15 protein-coding genes are annotated in these 18,483 nt (G+C 67.6%); 14 read left to right on the forward strand and 1 reads right to left on the reverse strand.

What is annotated here, in order from left to right; genetic code table 11:
* Window positions 1-5: 5 nt before the first annotated feature.
* Window positions 6-353, reverse strand: a complete 348-nt coding sequence (locus WS61_RS35190) for a hypothetical protein (protein ID WP_124503998.1) — start codon at window positions 351-353, stop codon at window positions 6-8.
* Between WS61_RS35190 and WS61_RS10715 the strand changes: the two genes are divergently transcribed.
* The 14 genes from WS61_RS10715 to WS61_RS35940 all read left to right on the forward strand — a co-directional run bounded on the left by WS61_RS10715 (window position 352) and on the right by WS61_RS35940 (window position 18,461).
* The gene (locus WS61_RS10715) at window positions 352-1,593 is read left to right on the forward strand and encodes an SfnB family sulfur acquisition oxidoreductase (protein WP_059500516.1); all 1,242 of its coding nucleotides are present in this window, start codon (window positions 352-354) and stop codon (window positions 1,591-1,593) included. The two genes, WS61_RS35190 and WS61_RS10715, sit on opposite strands and share 2 nt — an antisense overlap.
* Window positions 1,593-3,221: an ABC transporter substrate-binding protein gene (locus WS61_RS10720; protein ID WP_257127241.1), complete on the forward strand. Its 1,629-nt coding sequence runs from the start codon at window positions 1,593-1,595 to the stop codon at window positions 3,219-3,221. Before WS61_RS10715 ends, WS61_RS10720 begins: the two co-directional genes overlap by 1 nt.
* Before the next feature lie 4 nt (window positions 3,222-3,225).
* Complete coding sequence (locus WS61_RS10725) at window positions 3,226-4,227, forward strand: ABC transporter permease (RefSeq protein ID WP_006481085.1); 1,002 nt, start codon at window positions 3,226-3,228, stop codon at window positions 4,225-4,227.
* Window positions 4,224-5,054, forward strand: a complete 831-nt coding sequence (locus WS61_RS10730; RefSeq protein ID WP_059500459.1) for an ABC transporter permease — start codon at window positions 4,224-4,226, stop codon at window positions 5,052-5,054. Before WS61_RS10725 ends, WS61_RS10730 begins: the two co-directional genes overlap by 4 nt.
* Entirely contained in the window at window positions 5,051-6,748 is a 1,698-nt protein-coding gene (locus tag WS61_RS10735) for an ABC transporter ATP-binding protein (RefSeq protein WP_059500460.1), read from the forward strand. Before WS61_RS10730 ends, WS61_RS10735 begins: the two co-directional genes overlap by 4 nt.
* On the forward strand, window positions 6,745-7,629 hold the full coding sequence (locus WS61_RS10740) for an alpha/beta fold hydrolase (protein WP_059500461.1): 885 nt from the start codon (window positions 6,745-6,747) through the stop codon (window positions 7,627-7,629). The genes WS61_RS10735 and WS61_RS10740 overlap by 4 nt, the downstream gene beginning before the upstream one ends.
* A gap of 78 nt (window positions 7,630-7,707) precedes the next feature.
* Entirely contained in the window at window positions 7,708-8,253 is a 546-nt protein-coding gene (locus tag WS61_RS10745) for a GNAT family N-acetyltransferase (protein WP_050766535.1), read from the forward strand.
* A 4-nt stretch (window positions 8,254-8,257) separates the two neighbouring features.
* Window positions 8,258-9,796, forward strand: a complete 1,539-nt coding sequence (locus tag WS61_RS10750; protein ID WP_059500518.1) for an MFS transporter — start codon at window positions 8,258-8,260, stop codon at window positions 9,794-9,796.
* 221 nt (window positions 9,797-10,017) lie between these two features.
* Window positions 10,018-10,575 (forward strand): GNAT family N-acetyltransferase, encoded by a 558-nt coding sequence (locus tag WS61_RS10755; RefSeq protein WP_006481090.1) that lies wholly within the window; start codon window positions 10,018-10,020, stop codon window positions 10,573-10,575.
* Window positions 10,576-10,605: 30 nt separating this feature from the next.
* The gene (locus tag WS61_RS10760) at window positions 10,606-11,547 is read left to right on the forward strand and encodes an ABC transporter substrate-binding protein (protein WP_059500462.1); all 942 of its coding nucleotides are present in this window, start codon (window positions 10,606-10,608) and stop codon (window positions 11,545-11,547) included.
* A 113-nt stretch (window positions 11,548-11,660) separates the two neighbouring features.
* Window positions 11,661-14,132: a TonB-dependent siderophore receptor gene (locus WS61_RS10765; protein WP_059500463.1), complete on the forward strand. Its 2,472-nt coding sequence runs from the start codon at window positions 11,661-11,663 to the stop codon at window positions 14,130-14,132.
* A gap of 151 nt (window positions 14,133-14,283) precedes the next feature.
* Window positions 14,284-15,285 carry an LLM class flavin-dependent oxidoreductase gene (locus WS61_RS10770; RefSeq protein ID WP_059500519.1) on the forward strand — a complete coding sequence of 334 codons (1,002 nt, stop codon included), beginning with the start codon at window positions 14,284-14,286 and terminating at the stop codon, window positions 15,283-15,285.
* A gap of 42 nt (window positions 15,286-15,327) precedes the next feature.
* Complete coding sequence (locus WS61_RS10775; protein ID WP_059500464.1) at window positions 15,328-16,650, forward strand: LLM class flavin-dependent oxidoreductase; 1,323 nt, start codon at window positions 15,328-15,330, stop codon at window positions 16,648-16,650.
* The gene (locus tag WS61_RS35940) at window positions 16,650-18,461 is read left to right on the forward strand and encodes an amino acid ABC transporter permease/ATP-binding protein (protein ID WP_095211674.1); all 1,812 of its coding nucleotides are present in this window, start codon (window positions 16,650-16,652) and stop codon (window positions 18,459-18,461) included. The genes WS61_RS10775 and WS61_RS35940 overlap by 1 nt, the downstream gene beginning before the upstream one ends.
* The last annotated feature ends 22 nt before the right edge of the window (window positions 18,462-18,483 follow it).

The following is an 18,483-nucleotide window of genomic DNA, read 5'->3' on the forward strand; positions in this document are numbered from 1 at the left end:
CGTTGTTATGCGTGTGGTCCGGCGCGGCGCGCATCGGATCGGCGGCGGCGCGGCTCGGCAGTGCGTGAGCGGGGCTTTGCAACTGGCGTGCCAATGGGCGCTCGGGCGCGCCCCATAACGGCCTGGCGCCGAAAGCACAGGCCGGATGCCGCCGCATGCGCACCTGCGTTCCAGTCGTTTTGCTGGATTTCCAGCAGCGCCGCCGCGCCGCGCGCGGCGTGCTGCATTTGCGGCATCTCGCTGGAAATCCAGCGCGCCGCACGCGGTGCGATGACCGCACAGGCCGACAGGCCGGTATTGGCATGGTGCTTGCTGTCGACGGAAGCCATGCACCCGTCCACGAGGATCTTCATGAACGCTTTCACGTCCGCCGACACGCCGGCCCGCGCGTCGTCCCCGCTGTCCTCCCGCCCGCCCGCGAGCCGCATCGCCGACGACGCGCATGCGCTCGAAACCGCGCGCCGGCTCGCCGACGAACTGTCGCGCGACGCGGCGCTGCGCGACCGCGAGCGGCGCCTGCCGTTCGCGGAGCTCGACCTGTTCTCGGGCAGCGGGCTGTGGGGCATCACGGTGCCGCGCGCGTTCGGCGGCGCGGACGTGTCGCTCGCGACGCTCGGCGAAGTCGTGCGGACCATCGCGCAGGCGGACCCGTCGATCGGCCAGTTGCCGAAGAATCATTTCCACGCGCTCGACGTGATCAGGCTGACGGGCGACGATGCGCAGCGCCGCAAGTTCTTCGGCCTCGTGCTCGACGGCGCGCGGATCGGCCATGCGGCGTCCGAGCGCGGCACGAAGAACGCGCTCGAGATCGGCACGCGGCTGTCCCGGCGCGGCGGGCGGCTCGTGCTCGACGGCCAGAAGTTCTATTCGACGGGCGCGCTGTTCGCCGACTGGATCGCGGTGCTCGCGCTCGACGACGACGGCCGCTACGTGCAGGCGCTGGTCGAGCGCGACCGGCCGGGGCTCGACATCGTCGACGACTGGAGCGGCTTCGGGCAGCGCACGACGGCGAGCGGCACGCTGACGTTGTCGGGCGTGGAGGTCGACGAGCAGGACGTGGTGTCGATCCAGGCCGCGTTCGAGCGCCCGACGCTCGCGGGCCCGGTATCGCAGTACCTGCACGCGAACATCGACGTCGGCATCGCGCGCGCGGCGCTGGCCGACACGCTCGACTTCGTGCGCACGCGCAGCCGGCCGTGGGCCGACAGCGGGATCGCGCGCGCGTCCGACGATCCGTACGTGATCCGCGACGTCGCGGACGTGCAGGTTCGCCTGCTCGCGACCGAAGCGCTGCTCGACCGTGCGGCCGCGGCGCTCGACGCGTTGCCGGCCGAACTCGACGACGCGCAGGTCGCGCATGCGTCGGTGCAGGTCGCGGCCGCGAAGGTGCTGAGCACCGAGCTTGCGATCCTCGCGACAAACAAGCTGTTCGAACTGTCGGGCACGCGCTCGGTGCTGAGCGAATACAACCTCGACCGTCATTGGCGCAATGCGCGCACGCATACGCTGCACGATCCGGTGCGCTGGAAATACCATGCGATCGGCAACTACGTGCTCAACCACGTCAACCCGCCGCGCCACGGCTACCTGTGATGACCGACACGCTCACGACTCCATCGCCGTTCGCGCCGAAGGACCCGGCGCGGCGCCGCTATGCGCTCGCCGCCGCGTGGGCCGCGGCCGGGCTCGGCGGCGCGGCCCGCGTGTTCGCGGCCGACGCCGCGGCCGTGCCGGTGCGCGGCGGCACGCTGTCGCTGTTCGCGCAGCCGGAGCCGCCGTCGCTCGTCAACGCGCTGACGCCGCACGTCGCGTCGCAATACGTCGGCGGCAAGATCTTCCAGGCGCTGCTCGGCTTCGACCCGCAACTGCGCGCGGTGCCGGTGCTCGCGCGCAGCTGGCGCGCGTCGGCCGACGCGCTGACGTACACGTTCGAGCTGCAGCCGGGCGTGCGCTGGCACGACGGGCAGCCGTTCGGCGCGCAGGACGTGGTGGTCACGCTGAAGGAAATCGTACCGCAGGCGCTGCCGCGCACGAAGGTGACGTTCGACAAGTACGTCGCGTCGATCGATGCGAGCGGCCCGCTGCAGGTGACGATCCGCCTGAAGAAGCCGTATGCGGGGCTGATCAACCTGCTCGGCAGCGGGCTGCTGCCGATCCTGCCGGCACACCTGTACCAGGGCAAGGACCCGCGCAGCAATCCCGCAAACCAGCATCCGGTCGGCACCGGGCCGTTCGTGTTCCGCGAATGGAAGCGCGGCGCGTACATCCGTGTCGCGCGCAACCCGGATTACTGGAAGAAGGGGCTGCCGTATCTCGACGGGATCGTGTTCAACGTCGTGCCCGACGCGGCCGCGCGCTCGATCGCGTTCGAACGCGGGCAGATCCATGCGCTGCGCGCGGGCGACGTCGACTACGCGGACATCGCGCGGCTCGCGAAGCTGCCGGGCGTCGAGATCACGACGCAGGGCTGGGAGCTGTTCACCGGGATGGCCTTTCTCGAACTGAACCAGCGCAAGCCGCCGTTCGACAACGTGCTCGTGCGTCAGGCGGTGCTGCATGCGCTCGATAGGCAGTTCATCGTCGACCGGATCTTCTTCGGCTACGGGAAGGTGGCGAACGGGCCGTTCGTGTCGTCGTCGCCGTTCTACGATCCGAACGTGCCGCGCTTCGCATACGACCCGGAGCGGGCGCGCGCGCTGATCCGGCAGTCGGGCGTCGACGTCGGCAAGTTTCCGCTCGTGCTGATCAATGGCGAGAAGGGCGGCGCGTGGGAGCGGGTGGCCGAATACACGCAGCAGGCGCTCGGCCAGGCCGGCTTCCGGCTGCGCGTGCAGACGACCGATGCAGCCGGCTGGTACGCACGCGTCGCGAACTGGGATTTCGACCTGAGCTACAACTTCCTGTTCCAGAACGCGGACCCGGATTTCGGCGTCGCGCCGCTGTACCGGATCGACGGCATCTCGAAGGGCTCGCCGTTCGGCAACGTCGAGGGCTACCGCAATCCGCAGGCCGATGCGCTGTGGGACGCGGCCGCGCTGGACACCGATCCGGCCGCACGCCGCGCGCGCTACGCGCAGCTCCAGACCACGCTCGCGAACGACGCGGCGATCGCGAACATCTTCGAGATGGTGAACCCGACGGTGTATCGGCGCAACGTCCACAACCTGCTGCGCACGGCCACCAGCGTGAACGACAGCCTCGAGGACACGTGGATCGGATGACACGATGAACACGGCGCTGCGCTTGACGTCGACGGTGCTCCGGGGCCTTGCGGTCGTGCTCGGCGTGCTGGTCGTGAACTTCTTCCTGATCCGGCTCGCGCCGGGCGACCCCGCGCTGATGCTCGCCGGCGACGCGGGCTCGGGCGACGCCGCGTACGTCGAACGGTTGCGTGCGCAACTCGGGCTGAGCCGGCCGCTCGTCGAGCAGTTCGTGCTGTATCTGCGCGATCTCGCCCACGTCGACTTCGGCTTCTCGTACCGCAACCAGCTGCCGGTCTTGCAGCTCGTCCTGGACCGCCTGCCCGCGACGCTGCTGCTGATGGCGGCCGCGTTCGCCGTGTCGGTCGTCGCGGGCGTGACGGCGGGTGCGATCGCCGCGTATGGCGAGGCGCGCGGCGGCCCAGGGATGCGCCGTATCGCCCGTGCGATCGGCGCGCTCGCGGTGATCGTCTATGCGACGCCGCTGTTCTGGCTGTCGCTGATGAGCGTGATCGCGTTCTCGGTGGTGCTCGGCTGGCTGCCGTCGTTCGGGATGGAAAGCGTCGGCGCCGGCTATACGGGGTGGCGGCGCGCGCTCGACGTGGCCGCGCATCTGGTGCTGCCGGCCACGACGCTCGGGCTCGTGTACGGCGCGATCTACGTGCAGCTCACGCGCGCCGCGATGCTCGAGGTGATCGAACGCGAATTCGTGCGCACCGCGCGTGCGAAGGGCGCGTCCGAGCCGCGCGTGATGATCCGCCACGTGCTGCGCAACGCGCTGTTGCCGGTCGTCACGCTCGGCGGGCTGCAGCTCGGCCAGCTCGCGGGCGGCGCGCTCGTGACCGAGATCGTGTTCGCATGGCCGGGGCTTGGCGGACTGATGTACGACGCGCTGCTGCAGCGCGACTATCCGGTGCTGCTCGGGCTGCTCGCCGTGGTCGCCGCGCTCGTGGTGCTGTTCAATGCGCTGACCGACCTGCTGTACGGGATCGTCGATCCGCGCATCGACTGGCGGGGGGCGCGATGACGCGCGGCTTCCTGCGCCGTTTCATACGCGCGCGCGGCGCGGCGGCCGGCATGCTGTTTCTGGCCGTCGTCGCGCTCGTCGCGCTGAGCGCGCCGCTGTGGCTGCCGTCGCCGTGGCGCATGGCCGGCGAGCCGTTGCTGCGGCCGCTTCAGGCCGGCCATCCGCTCGGCACCGACATGCTCGGGCGCGACGTGCTGGTGGCGCTGCTGTGGAGTGCGCGCGTGTCGCTGTTCGTCGGGCTCGCGGCGACGGTTGCGACCTTTGCGCTCGGTGCGTCGATCGGCGCGCTCGCGGGCTGGTGCGGCGGCTGGATCGACCGGGCGCTGATGGCGGTCACGACGCTGTTCCAGACCGTGCCGCAGTTCGCGGTCGCGGTCACGATCGCGGCCGTGCTCGGCGCGTCGCTCGAATCGACGATCGTCGCGATCGCCGCCGTGTCGTGGCCGGCCATCGCGCGGCTCGTGCGCGGCGAATTCATCGGGCTCGCGCAACGGGAATTCGTGCTCGCGGCGCGGCTCGCCGGCGAGTCGCCGGCCACGCTCGTACGGCGCCAGATCCTGCCGCACGTCTGGCCGCCGCTCGCGGTGCTGGCCGCGCTGATGGTTGCGACCGCGATCCTCACCGAATCGGCGCTGTCGTTTCTCGGGCTCGGCGATCCGTCGCAGATGAGCTGGGGCTTCATGATCGGCGCGGCGCGCAACGTGGTGCGCGACGCGTGGTGGCTGAGCATCTGGCCGGGGCTCGCGATCGTCGCGACCGCGCTGGCGATCAACCGGGTCGGCGAAGGGTTGCGGCACGCATCGGCGCTTGCGGAGCACGGGCGATGAGCGGCGCGCCGCTGTTGTCGATCGAGCGGCTCACGCTCGCGTTGCCGGCCGGCGCGGAACGCCGCGACGCGGTGCGCGACGTGTCGCTGACGCTCGCGCCCGGCGAGGTGCTGTGCGTGGTCGGCGCGTCCGGGTCGGGCAAGTCGCTGCTCGCGGCCGCGATCGCCGGCCTGCTGCCGCGCGGCGTGCGGCACGCGGGCGGGCGCATCGCATTGCGTGGCCGCGACCTCGCGCAGTGCAGCGACGCCGAATGGCGCGCGATTCGCGGCCGCGACGTGTCGATGGTTTTCCAGGAACCGCTCGCCGCGCTGAATCCGCTGATGACGGTCGGCGCGCAGGTCGACGAGGTGCTGCGCGTCCATCGCGTGCTGAGCGGCCGCGGCGACGGTGCGGCGCGCGCCGCGCGCGTGACGGCGCTGTTGCGCGACGTGGGCCTGCCGGAGCCCGAGCGGCTGCGGCACGCGTATCCCGATGCGCTGTCGGGCGGCCAGCGCCAGCGCGTGCTGATCGCGATGGCGCTCGCGCTCGAACCGGCGCTGCTGATCGCGGACGAACCGACCACCGCGCTCGACGTCACCACGCAGGCGCGCATCCTGGCACTGATCGAGCATGCGGCGCGCACGCGGCGAACCGGCGTGCTGCTGATCACGCACGACTTCGGCGTGGTCGCGCGCGTCGCCGATCGCGTCGTGGTGTTGTGCGACGGCGAACCGGTCGAGAGCGGCCGCGCGGCCGACCTGCTGCGCGCGCCGCGCCATCCCTATACGCGTGCGTTGCTCGATGCGGTGCCGCACGGCCGCGTCGAGCCGCGCACCGTCGTTCGCAGCGGCGTGCCGGTGCTGGACGTGCACGGCTTGCGCAAGCGCCATGCGCCGCGTCGCGCATTGCCGTTCCTGCCGGCGCGAGGGCGACGCGGCGTCGATGCGCTGATCGACGTCGGCTTCACGCTGCATGCCGGCGAGACGCTCGGCATCGTCGGCGAATCGGGTTCGGGGAAATCGACGCTCGCGCGTGCGCTGGTGCGGCTCGCGCGGGTGGATGCGGGGCGCATCGTCCTGCGCGGCGAGCACGATCTCGCGCGCCTGCCGGAACGGGCGTTGCGGTCGCTGCGCCGCGACATCCAGATGGTGTTTCAGGACCCGTACGCATCGCTGAACACGCGTCAGACGATCGCGCAGATCGTCGCGACCGGCCCGCTCGCGCATGGTGTCAGCCGCCGCGACGCGTATCGGCGGGCGGCCGAGCTGCTCGCGCAGGTCGGCTTGCCGCCGGACGCGCTCGACCGGTATCCACACGAATTTTCCGGCGGGCAGCGGCAACGGATCAGCCTTGCACGTGCGCTGGCGCTCGAGCCGTCGATCCTCGTAGCCGACGAAATGGTCTCGGGGCTCGACGTGTCGGTGCAGGCGCAGGTGCTCGACCTGCTCGCGTCGGTGCAGCGAAGCCGCGCGATGGCGATCGTGTTCGTCACGCACGACCTGCGCGTCGCCGCGCAGATCTGCGACCGGATCGCGGTGATGCAGGCGGGGCGGATCGTCGAGCTGGGCGACACCGCGCAAGTCTTCGGCGCTGCGCGCCACCCGTACACGCGCGCGTTGCTCGACGCGATGCCGGTATTGCCGGCGCGCGTGGTCGCGAACGGTGCGGCGGAGCCAGCCACGCGTGCTCATCGCATCAACGAGGAACAATCATGACCTCCGTTTCGAACGTCGCGGCCGATGCTTCGGTCGTCGTGGCCGGCGTGCCGGTCGAGGTGCGCGCCGGGCGCACGCTGAGTGTCGCGCATCGCGCCGCGCCGCACGGCTCGCCGCATGCGGGCACGGTGCTGTTCTTCGCGCACGGCGGCGGCGGCAACAAGAACCAGTGGCGTGCGCAGTGGCGCGCGTTCGCCGATGCGGGCTACGAACTCGTCGCATGGGATTTTCTCGGCCATGGCGACAGCCCGCACCCGCCCGCGCGAAACGGCGCGTACCACGGCGACGCAGCGCTGCTCGACTATCTCGCGCTGTTCGACCGCTACAAGGGCACGCACAACGTGCTGGTCGCGCATTCGCTCGGCACCGGCAGCACGCTCGCGTTGCTCGATCGTCTGGCGACGCTCGGGCGGCTGCACGAAGCGAGCGGCGCGCTGCTGCTCGGCACGCAGCTCGCGCGCCCGGTGACACGGCCATCGGCATTGCCGGGCTGGTTGCTCGAATGGATCAAGCCCGTGTTCGCGCGGCGGTTCCGGCGGCTCGCCTGGCATCCGCAGGCCGATCCGGTGCTCGTCGCGTACGAGTCGCGCGTGGCGCGCCGCAACCGGATGACGACGTTCCAGGCCGTATTGCGCGATGCGCCGTGGCCCGATGCGGCGCGGCTCGCGGCGCTCGACCTGCCGGTCGCCGTGCTGGCCGGCGATGCCGACGGCCTGACGCCGCCGGCCGGCGGGCGTGCGCTGGCCGATGCGTTGCCGAATGCGACGTTCGACGTGCTGGCCGCCTGCGGGCATCAGTTGATGCTCGAGCGGCCCGATGAGGTCGGCGCCGCATTGCGTGCGCTGCTCGAGCGCGCGGTTCAGCCGGCGCCGTCGGCGTGAGCGTCGAGGTGTGCGTTGGCGGATGGATCATGACAAACCGGCCCGCGGTTCGGGCAACGGTGGATGAGGAGGCGTTTGATGTCTGAAGTCGAAGTTTCGTTGGATCGGCAGGACCGGCTCGTCTATGTGTCGGCCCGGGACCCGCTCACGCAGCCGCTGTTCGACGAGCTGGCGTACGAGTACAGCAGCCGTTACGCGGCTTATATCTCCGAGGACGAACTCGCGAAGGAGCTCGTGCGCTACCCGGTCGAAGCTTTCGCGCCGCCTCATGGCGCGTTCCTGCTGCTGTTGCGGGAAGGGCGCGCCATCGCGGGCGGTGCGTTCATGCGCCATCACACGCCGGCCACCGCGGAGTTCAAGCGCATCTGGGTCAGTCGCGCGCATCGCCGTCAGGGGCTGGCGCGGCGCGTGTTGGCGGAACTGGAGGCGCAGGCCGCGCGGCAAGGCTACACGCGCATTCACCTCGGCACCGGGCCGCGCCAACCGGAGGCGGTCGGCCTTTACCGGACCTCCGGCTATACGCTGCTGTCGTCGCACGATTTCGGCGAGGACGCGCCGCCCGGCGTGCTGTTCGAGAAATATCTGCTGCCGGTTCAGCCGGTGCATGCCGGCAACGTGGAATGAATTGATGACGCCGGACGAGCCGCACGCTTCCGTGCACACCGAGCTTGCCGACGCCGTTGCCCCGGCGCGACCGTCCGGGCGGTTCGGCTCACCTGCGCGACGGCTCGATGCGCGCGGGGCTTCGCACGATGCAAGCGCCAGCGCCGACATCGTGCTGGGCATCTGCGTCGCGATGGGCTTCACTACGCTGCTCGATCAGGCGATCTTCACGCTCGCGGTGCCGGCGCTCAGGAGCGGGCTGCGCGCGTCGACAGCCGAAATCCAGCTGATCACGTCGGTCTATTCGATCGCGTTCGGCATCGCGCTCGTCCCCGCCGGCCGGCTCGGCGACGCGTTCGGGCGCCGCCTGCCGTTTCTGGTCGGGCTTGCGATGTTCACCGGTTTCAGCGTACTGGGCGGCTTGGCGGACGATGCACGAACGGTAATCGCCGCACGCGTGCTGCAAGGGCTCGGCGCGGGGATGATCAATACGCAGATATTCGGCTTGATCCAGGACCTGTTCACCGGCACGGCGCAAGCCCGGGCACTCGGACGATACGCGATGGCCGGCGGCCTGTCGGGGCTCGTCGGCCCGATTCTCGGCGGGCTGGTGCTTGCATCGGTTCCGACGGACATCGGCTGGCGGCTGCTGTTCCTCGTCAATGCCCCGTTCGGGATTGCCGTGTTCTGTCTGGCGCTTCGGCATTTGCCGCGCCGCCGGTTGTCGGATCGCCGGTTTTCGATCGACCTGGTCGGGTTGATTCTTCTGTCCGCGATCACGCTCGCGCTCATGCTCGCCACGCTGGTCGGGAGTGCCGCGATGCCGTCGCGGCGCGTGTGCGTCGCGGTCGCGCTGGCCGGGCTGCCGTTGTTTCTCGCGTGGGAAGCCGCGTATCAGCGCCGCGGCGGCACGCCGATCCTGTCGCGCAGCCTGATCGGGTCGCGCGGCTATGTGCTCGGCACGATCGTCGCGATGTGCCAGTTTGCAGCGGGTGTCACGCTCGGGATGGTCAGCGCGTTGTTCTTTCTCGACGGCTTGCATCTCGACCCGCTGCTGTACGCCGCGCTGTCGATTCCTGCCGCGCTCGCATCGACCGCATCGGCGATGTGGAGCTGGCGTTTCGTCCGGCGCTTCGGCCGGGGCGGGACCGTGTTCGCGATAGCGTGCCATGCGCTTGCGGTCGCCGCGCAAGGTTGGGCGGCCGAATACCTCGAGGTTCGCTGGATCGTACTCACGTACCCCGCGATCGTGTTGCTGCAGGGCGTCGCCGGCGGCCTGATTCATGCGCCGAATCAGGCGATGACGCTGGCAGAAATCGGCCAGGATGAAGGACGTGGGCTGGCTGCGGGGTTTCTGCAGTTGTCGCAGCGCCTTGCGTGCTCGATCGGCATGTCGTGGGGAACCGGTGTGTTCCTGGTGCAGGCATCGTCTTCGGCCGGTTTAACGGCATACCGTGCTGCGTTCGTCGAAGTGCTGATGCCGATATTGCTGCTGGTCGCCGGTGCGTTCGTGGCGGCATGCGCGGACTGGACGAGCAGGCGAGCGCAGCGTCCGACGGCGTGACCGGCAGGACGGGCCGCATTCCTTTGATGCATTACGATCTCTACGTTACGTCATCCTGATTATGTGTATCTGTGTGCATAACGATTTCAAAAATGCTTGGTTTGCGCGTGAATGGTTAACGCGCACTATTGGGCCACGCGACGCAGGAAATTAACCGTGTCGAACAAATCGATCCAATCCGGCAAATCAGAGGCAGATGGCTTGAAGCATCTGGCGTATCAGTGACAGACGAAGTAATCGACACCTCCCCGCTCGACCCGCTCGCGCTGCCCATGTTCGACGAATTGTCGGTCGAGTATTCCACGCGCTACCAGGACTTTCGCGCCGTGCCCGCGGAAGTCGTGCGCGATGAGCTCCTGACGTACCCGGCCGAACTGTTTGCACCGCCCGACGGCGCGTTCGTGCTGATCCGCCGAGGCGACGAAGTCGTGGGCGGCGGCGCATTTCAGCGCTACGACGAAACGACCGCCGAGCTCAAGCGCATCTGGGCGCATTCCGGCGTGCGTCGTCAGGGCATTGCACGTCGCGTGGTGGCCGAGCTGGAAGCCCGCGCGTTGCAGCAGGGGTACCGGCGCGTTTATCTGACGACCGGATTTCGTCAGCCGGAGGCGTCGGCGCTCTATGCCGGCACCGGCTATGCACCGCTATACGATCCGGCGATCGCACTGGAAGTGCATTGGCGGCTGCCTTTTGCAAAGGATCTGCTCGAGCCGGGCCGTACCGATCGCTTGCAGGATTTGAAGCCGGACAGGCCGTTGGGCCGGCCGTTCGGCGCATGACGGATGAATACTTCCATGGGATATCGAAAAATGAATCGTCGTCGCGGAATCGGTCTCGCATTGTCCGGCGCGTTTGCCCTCTTGTTCATCGGAGCGGCTGGCATCGCACAGTCGGCGCCATCGTTGAACCTGAGCCCCGATCAGCATGATCGCCCGCGCGTCACGCCGGATGCGGCCGCCATCAAGCTGATTCCGGAGAATTTCCGCTTCGTCGAGAAGGGCGTGCTGACCGTCGGGATCGCGGTGGGCGTTCCGCCGATCAGTGTGTACGCAACGGATGCGAAAACGATCGTCGGGGCCGATCCGGACCTCGCGCAACTGGTGGCGGACGAACTCGGCCTGAAGCTCAAGCTCGTGCCGCTCGCATGGGCGGACTGGCCGCTCGCCGTCGCGTCGGGCAAAGTCGACGCGGTGCTGTCGAACGTGACCGTGACCGAGGCGCGCAAGCAGAAGTTCGACTTCTCGACCTATCGTCGCGACGTGCTGGGTTTCTACGTCGAACAGAACAGCGCGATCAAGCAGATTCGCGAGCCGAAGGATATCGCGGGGTTGCGCGTCATCGGCGACTCGGGCACCAACCAGGAAAAAATCCTGCTGGCGTGGGACAAGGAAAATGTCGCGCACGGATTGAAGCCGATTCACGTGCTGTATTACGACGACCCGTCCGTCCGCACGCTGGCGCTGGCATCGGGACGTGCCGATGCGATTTTCAGCGTCAACGCGGTGTTGGCTTACCAGGTGAGCCAGGGTGTGAAGATCAGGCAGGTGGGCACGGTCAGTGGCGGATGGCCTCACACGGCCGAGGTGGCCGTCACGACCCGCAAGGACGGCGGGCTCGCGGCGCCCATCACCTATGCGATCAACGACCTGATTCAGAACGGCAAGTATCGCCAGGTACTGAGCCGCTGGAATCTCGATAGCGAGGCGATCACGAAGGCCTCGACGAATCCGCCCGGGCTTCCCGATCTCTGATTGGGCTTGAGTGGATGAAGACCGCCAGCCGGAATGGCGTTTGACTAATCATACGCACTACTACTAAAAGGCATCGCGTAGCGAGCCTTCGATCGACAACGAGCGGAGAAATCATGCGGCACACACGGGGCGAAGGGGTTTCGCCGAAGACGCGCAGGACAGTGATATCGATGGCGGTGGCGGCAGGCGTTTTTCATGGCGCGGCTTGGGCGCAGGAAGCGGGAACGGCGGACGCAGCGGCAGCGGCGCCGGCCAGTAGTGCGGTTGCACCGGCATCGTCGGCTTCAGCCGCGCCTGACGGCAAGGTACAGGTGCAGGACCGCGTCGTGATCACGGGTTCGCGCACCGAGACGCGGGCGAGCAAGAGCCTGACGCCGATCGACGTGATCGGCGGCGATCAGTTGCGCGCGACCGGGCAGACCAACCTGCGCGACGCGCTGGTGAAACTGTCGCCGTCGATCACGAAGACCTCGTACTCGGGCGATACCGGCGTGCTGACCGACACGCTGTCGTTGCATGGCCTGACGCCCGACCACGTGCTCGTGCTGGTGAATGGCAAGCGCCGTCATACGACCGCGAACATCACGCTGGACCCGGGCCTGAACCAGGGCTCGACCGGCGTGGATATCGATACGATCCCGGTGGGCCTGATCGACCATATCGAGGTGCTGCGTGACGGTGCATCCGCACAGTATGGTTCCGATGCGATCGCGGGCGTGATCAACATCATCCTGAAGCGCAACACGCACGGCGGCGAACTGGCGACGACCAACGGACAGACGTATTCGGGCGACGGCTTCAAGACCAGCGAATCCGCGACGATCGGCCTGAACATCGCCGACAAGGGCTTTCTCGACCTGAGCGCCGGATTCGACCGGCAGAACCATACGATCCGCACGGGGCCCGACGACTATTTCGGGCGGTTTCCGCAAGGGCAGGGCTATTACAACCCGATTCTCGGCGACCCCTCCAGTTCGCGCGAAACGGTCGGCTTCAACGCCGGCTACTACCTCGGCGACGACGTCGAGCTGTACGGGTTCGGCACCTACGCGCACCGGAACGGCGACGCGTACCAGAACTATCGTCCGCCGTCGGTCCTGCCGCAGGTCTACCCGAACGGGTTCGTGCCGGTCGAAACGATCAACGAGAACGATTACTCGGTGACGGCCGGTGTGAAGGGCAAGAACCTGTTCGGCTGGGCATGGGATCTGAGCACGACCTATGGCGGCGACTACAGCGTGTTCGGGATGCGCAATTCCGCCAACACGGGGTTGTACGCGGCATCGGGATTTACGCCGACCACCTTCCATCTGTCGACGGTCAGCAACACCCAGCTGACGAACAACCTCGATCTGTCGCGGGCATTCAATGTCCCGCTGCTGCCCGCCCCGCTGAACGTCGCGGTGGGCGTCGAGCAGCGTCGCGAAACCTACACGATCCGCAATGGCGAGCAGGCGTCGTGGATCGACGGCGGCTCGGCCGCGTTGCCGGGCCTCGCGCCGGTCAGTGCGAGCGACATCTCGCGCAACGTGATCGGCACGTACGTCGATCTGTCGACCTACCTGACGCCGAAATGGCAGGTGAACCTGGCGGGCCGTTACGAGCACTACAACGACGTCGGCGACACGACCAACGGCAAGGTTTCGACCCGCTACCAGTTCTCACCGGCGATCGCGGTTCGCGGCAGCGTGAGTTCCGGTTTTCGTGCGCCGTCGCTGGCCCAGGAGTCCTACACCAGCGTGACCACGTCGCCCGCGTCCGTGGGCGGCATCCTGGCGACGACATCGCCCGGCGCGCGCCTGATCGGTGCGCAGGCGCTGAAACCCGAGCAGTCGACCAGCTACAACTTCGGATTGGTGCTCAATCCCGTTCGCAACCTGCAGCTGACGATCGATGCGTACCAGATCAATATCCGCAACCGGATCGTCCTCGGCGGCACCGCGTCGGGCGCCGCGGCGATCGCCGCGCTGGAAGGCGCGGGCCTGAGCGTGCCGGGCTCGGTGCCGGCATCGGCGGTCAGCGCGAGTTACTTCACCAACGGCGCGAACACGCGCACACGCGGGATCGACCTCGCAGGCACCTATCACACCGGGTTCGGCCGCTACGGCCAGGTGGACTGGGATTTCGGCGTGAACCTGAATACGACGTCGGTCACGCACGTGGCGGACGGATCGAACGGGAAGCCGTCGCTGAACGGACAACAGATCGCATCGCTGTCCACGACGACACCGAAGAACAAGATCATCATTGGCGGCACCTGGCGTCTCGACAAGTGGGCGGTCACGCTGCATGAAACGCGCTACGGGAAGACCTCGGGCGAGGGGACCTACTTCGTCGGACCGAACGCGTTCTCGACGTCGCAGTTCGTTCACTACGAGGAAGCCGCGCGGTATGTGACCGACCTCGAAGTGCGCTATGACGTGACCAAGCAGTTCCAGATCGCGGCAGGCGCGCAAAACCTGTTCGACGTTCGCCCGAGCAAGCTGCCTTTCGAGACGCAACTGGAAGGTATCCAGTACAGCGGCGGCAGCACGATCGGCGTCAACGGCGGATTTTATTATCTGCGCGCGCGCTATCTGTTCTGATCGAACGACCATATCCATAGCAGAAATGACCGTAACGGGAAGGTGATCCGTTATCCATAATGAATGACCTGTCCGGCATGTTCCGCTGTATCGGCATGCGCCGGACGCCGCTTCGTTCCGGCGGGTCAGCCGTTCTACAAGGTTGAGCTTCATGTCTTATTCCCTCTCGATTCTCGACAAAAGCCCGATTGCAGAAGGGGCGAGCGCGCATGACGCACTGAGTTTCACGATCGCGCTCGCGAAGCGTGCCGAAGCACTCGGCTACAAGCGCTACTGGATTGCGGAACACCACGGCGCGCCGGGTCTCGCGAGTTCGGCGCCTGAAATCGTCGTGTCGCATTTGCTCGCGCATACGTCGCGGATTCGCGTCGGGTCGGGCGGCGTGATGCTTCAGCATTACAGCCCTTACAAGGTGGCCGAATCGTTTCGCGTGCTGGCTTCGATTGCACCCGGCCGCGTCGACCTCGGCGTGGGCAAGGCGCCCGGCGGGCTGCCGCTCTCCACGCGCGCATTGCAGTGGTTTCACGACAAGTCGAAGAAGCCGGATTTCGCCGGCCAACTCGCCGAGCTCGATGCGTTTCTCGGCGACGGCGTCGCGCCGGACCATCCGCTCGCCGGCGCGATCGCACTACCCGCCCCGGCGGAGCCGCCGCAGCGGATCCTGCTGGGCGGCAGTCCGGAAAGCGCCGAACTGGCCGCGCGGCATGGCTGGCAGTTCTGCTATGCAGGCCACTTCAACGGCGACGTGGCCAATATCGAGCGCTCGATCGACGTCTATCGCAATGCGACGGGCCACGTGCCGCTGCTCGCCTTGTTCGCGGTTGCCGCGGAGTCGTCCGAGGATGCGAAACGCCAGGTCGGCGCGCTGAGGATCTTCAAGCTGCGTTTCGGGAACGGGCAGAGCGTCAACCTGCCGAGCGCGGAGGCCGCGGCCGATTTTGCGCGCCAGATCGGTGTGACCGATTTCCGGATCGACGAACTGCATCCGCAGGTGCTGGCCGGCACCGCGCAAGAAGTGCACCGGGAACTGGACGCGCTGCATGAGCGGTTCGGGATCGACGAGTTCGTGATCGACAACCCGGTGACGGACCCGACCAGACGTCTCGCATCGCTCGAAGCGCTGGCACGCGTCGAGCAGCCGGTCGGCGTTTGATGGCGAGCGTTCCTTTTCCCTCTTTCGCATGCTGATCTGACCATGACCCAACGTAACCTGACATTCGGACTGATCCTTCACGGCGCCGGCGGCCACATGAATTCGTGGAAGCATCCGGCCGGCCCGGCCGACGCGAGCGTCAATATCGATTTCGTCACAGGCATCGCGCAGAAGGCCGAAGCCAACGGCGTGGCGTTCGTGTTCGTCGCGGACGGCCTCTACATCAACGAGAAATCGATTCCGCATTTCCTGAACCGCTTCGAGCCGATCTCGATCCTGTCCGCGCTCGCGACGGCGACGTCGAAGATCGGGCTCGCCGGCACGCTGTCCACGTCGTACAGCCACCCGTTCACGGTGGCGCGCCAGTTCGCATCGCTGGACCTGATCAGTGGCGGGCGTGCCGGCTGGAACGTCGTGACGTCGCCGCTCGAAGGGTCCGCGAAGAACTACGGCGGCGAACATCCGGATCATGCGCTGCGTTACGAGATCGCCGACGAATATCTGGAAACGGTGCAAGGCCTGTGGGACAGCTGGGACGACGACGCGTTCGTGCGCGACCGCGCAACCGGCCGCTTCTTCGACCGCGACAAGCTGCACACGCTGAACCACAAGGGTCGCTTTTTCAACGTGGCGGGGCCGCTGAACATCCAGCGCTCGCCGCAAGGGCAGCCGGTGATTTTCCAGGCCGGATCGTCGGATGCCGGCATCGCGCTGGCCGGCAAGTATGCCGATGCGGTGTTTACCCATGCGCCGTCGCTCGACGAGACGCGCGAATTCGCCGAACGCGTGCGCGACAGCGCGGTGGCGCACGGTCGCGCACGAACCGACGTGAAGATCTTCCCGGGCATCGGGCCGATCGTCGGCGCGACGCGTGAAGAAGCTGACGAGAAGTACCGCGCGATTCGCGACCTGCTCACGATCGACGAAGCGTTGGCCTACCTCGGCCGCTTCTTCGAGCATCACGATTTTTCGCAGTATCCGCTCGACGCGCCGTTTCCGGAGTTGGGCGAACTCGGCAGGAACAGTTTCCGTTCCACGACCGATCGCATCAAGGAAGAGGCCAGGAAAAACGGTTCGACGCTCAGGGAAGTGGCGCTTGAAGTGGCAACGCCGAAACCAGGGTTCATCGGTACCGGCGAGGAAGTCGCGGACGAACTGATCCGCTGGTTCGATGCAGGCGCGGCTGACGGCTTCATCCTTGGCTTCCAGGTGCAGACCGAAGGGCTCGACGATTTCGTCCGTTACGTGATTCCTGCACTCGAAGCGCGAGGTCGCTACGACCGTGCGTTACCGGGTGCCACGCTGCGCGACCATCTCGGCTTGCCGCGTCGCGTGAGCCGCTACGCAACCGCAGAGACTGCGTGATGAACGACCTCTCCCGGATTGCCGGCCACGCACCGTTCGTGCCCGATACCGCCGCACCGGCGGGCCCCGACTACGCGGATTACCGCGTCGTTCCCGCTCGCTATCCGGCCAGGGCGGCCGGCACCGTCGCGGCGATCGTGCTGATCGCGGCCGTTCTCTATTCGGTGCTCGGCAACCCGCGCTGGGGCTGGAACGTCTTTGCTCACTGGTTTTTCTCGGAGGCCGTGCTCGCGGGCCTCGGGCAGACGCTGCTGTTGACGGCGCTCGGTGCGGTGCTCGGCTTCGCGCTGGCCATTCCGCTCGCGCTCGCGCGGCTCTCGCGTTCGCCGCTGTTGTCGTCGTGCTCATGGGCGTACATCTGGCTGTTCCGCTCGATTCCGACCATCGTTTTGCTGCTGTTGCTGAACAATCTCGGCTATCTGTACGACACGGTCAGGCTGGGTGTGCCGTTCACGGACATCGTGTTCCTGCGCGGCCCGACCACGGACCTGATCACGCCGTTCATGGCGGCCATTCTCGGGCTCACGCTGACCCAGGCCGCGTTTGCGGCGGAGGCGATCCGCGGCGGCATCCTGTCCGTCGATCACGGGCAACGCGAAGCCGCGGCCGCGCTCGGGCTGCCGCGCGCGCGGCAGACCTGGCGCATCGTGTTGCCTCAGGCGATGCGTGCGATCCTGCCCGCCGCGTTCAATGACGTGATCGGCCTCGCGAAGGGCACGGCGGTCGTCTATATCCTCGCGATGCCGGATCTGTTCTACACGGTGCAGATCATTTACCACCGCAACCTCGAAGTGATCCCGATGCTGATGGTCGCGACCGTCTGGTATCTGGTGATCCTGACCGTGTTGTCGGCGATCCAGGTGCATATCGAGCGGCACTATGCGCGCGGTGCGACGCGCGACGCGGTCGCCGTGCCGGGCCGCTTCGCAGTCCTGCGCAGAGGTCGGCTTGCGCTCGACGCACTGCTGTTCCGTGGCTCGGCGACTGACGCCAGGCCGGCCGCCGCCGCCGCGCCGGACACGGAGACGGCCGGCTGGGCGAAGCAGCGCGTCGGCGCGGCCGTCGGCATTCACCGCGTATCGAAGAGCTTCGGATCGCTGAAGGTGCTCGACAACGTGTCGCTGGCGATCCCGTCCGGGAGCGTGACGGTCGTGCTCGGGCAGTCGGGATCGGGCAAGTCGACGCTGTTGCGCACCATCAACCATCTGGAGCGCGTGGACGAAGGGTTCATCGACATCGACGGCGAACTGGTCGGCTATCGCCGCGACGGGCGCACGCTTTACGAGCTCAAGGAAAAGGACATCCTGCGCCGCCGCGCCGAAGTCGGCATGGTGTTCCAGAGCTTCAACCTGTTCCCGCATTTGACCGTGCTCGAGAACCTCGTCGAGGCGCCGGTCGCGGCCGGCCTGTCGCGTGCGCAGGCGGAAGCGGAAGCACGCACGCTGCTCGCCCGGGTGGGCCTCGCCGGCAAGGCCGACGCGTGGCCGCGCCAGTTGTCCGGCGGGCAGCAGCAGCGCGTCGCGATCGCGCGCGCGCTTGCGCTGAAGCCGAAGGTGTTGCTGTTCGACGAGCCGACTTCCGCGCTCGATCCGGAACTCGTGAACGAAGTGCTCGACGTGATACGTCAGCTTGCCCGTTCCGGGACCACGCTGATCGTCGTCACGCACGAAATCGGTTTTGCGCGGGAAGTGGCGGACACGATCGTTTTCATGGACGGCGGGCGCGTCGTGGAGTCGGGGCCGCCGTCGGCGGTGCTGACGGCCCCCGCGCATCCGCGTACGCGCGAGTTCCTGTCCAAGGTGCTGTCGTAGTGGTGCCGTGGCCATGCACCGG

The organism is Burkholderia sp. ABCPW 11, from assembly GCF_001523445.1.
GTDB lineage: Bacteria > Pseudomonadota > Gammaproteobacteria > Burkholderiales > Burkholderiaceae > Burkholderia.

Bases quoted from the DNA above. Each gene is read 5' to 3' on its own strand.
- WS61_RS10745 (WP_050766535.1), top strand. From the start codon at position 7,708: ATGTCTGAAGTCGAAGTTTCGTTGGATCGGCAGGACCGGCTCGTCTAT.
- WS61_RS10740 (WP_059500461.1), top strand. From the start codon at position 6,745: ATGACCTCCGTTTCGAACGTCGCGGCCGATGCTTCGGTCGTCGTGGCC.
- WS61_RS10750 (WP_059500518.1), top strand. From the start codon at position 8,258: ATGACGCCGGACGAGCCGCACGCTTCCGTGCACACCGAGCTTGCCGAC.
- WS61_RS10735 (WP_059500460.1), top strand. From the start codon at position 5,051: ATGAGCGGCGCGCCGCTGTTGTCGATCGAGCGGCTCACGCTCGCGTTG.
- WS61_RS35190 (WP_124503998.1), bottom strand. From the start codon at position 353: ATGAAGATCCTCGTGGACGGGTGCATGGCTTCCGTCGACAGCAAGCAC.
- WS61_RS10765 (WP_059500463.1), top strand. From the start codon at position 11,661: ATGCGGCACACACGGGGCGAAGGGGTTTCGCCGAAGACGCGCAGGACA.
- WS61_RS10775 (WP_059500464.1), top strand. From the start codon at position 15,328: ATGACCCAACGTAACCTGACATTCGGACTGATCCTTCACGGCGCCGGC.
- WS61_RS10715 (WP_059500516.1), top strand. From the start codon at position 352: ATGAACGCTTTCACGTCCGCCGACACGCCGGCCCGCGCGTCGTCCCCG.
- WS61_RS10770 (WP_059500519.1), top strand. From the start codon at position 14,284: ATGTCTTATTCCCTCTCGATTCTCGACAAAAGCCCGATTGCAGAAGGG.
- WS61_RS10760 (WP_059500462.1), top strand. From the start codon at position 10,606: ATGAATCGTCGTCGCGGAATCGGTCTCGCATTGTCCGGCGCGTTTGCC.
- WS61_RS10720 (WP_257127241.1), top strand. From the start codon at position 1,593: ATGACCGACACGCTCACGACTCCATCGCCGTTCGCGCCGAAGGACCCG.
- WS61_RS10725 (WP_006481085.1), top strand. From the start codon at position 3,226: ATGAACACGGCGCTGCGCTTGACGTCGACGGTGCTCCGGGGCCTTGCG.
- WS61_RS35940 (WP_095211674.1), top strand. From the start codon at position 16,650: ATGAACGACCTCTCCCGGATTGCCGGCCACGCACCGTTCGTGCCCGAT.
- WS61_RS10730 (WP_059500459.1), top strand. From the start codon at position 4,224: ATGACGCGCGGCTTCCTGCGCCGTTTCATACGCGCGCGCGGCGCGGCG.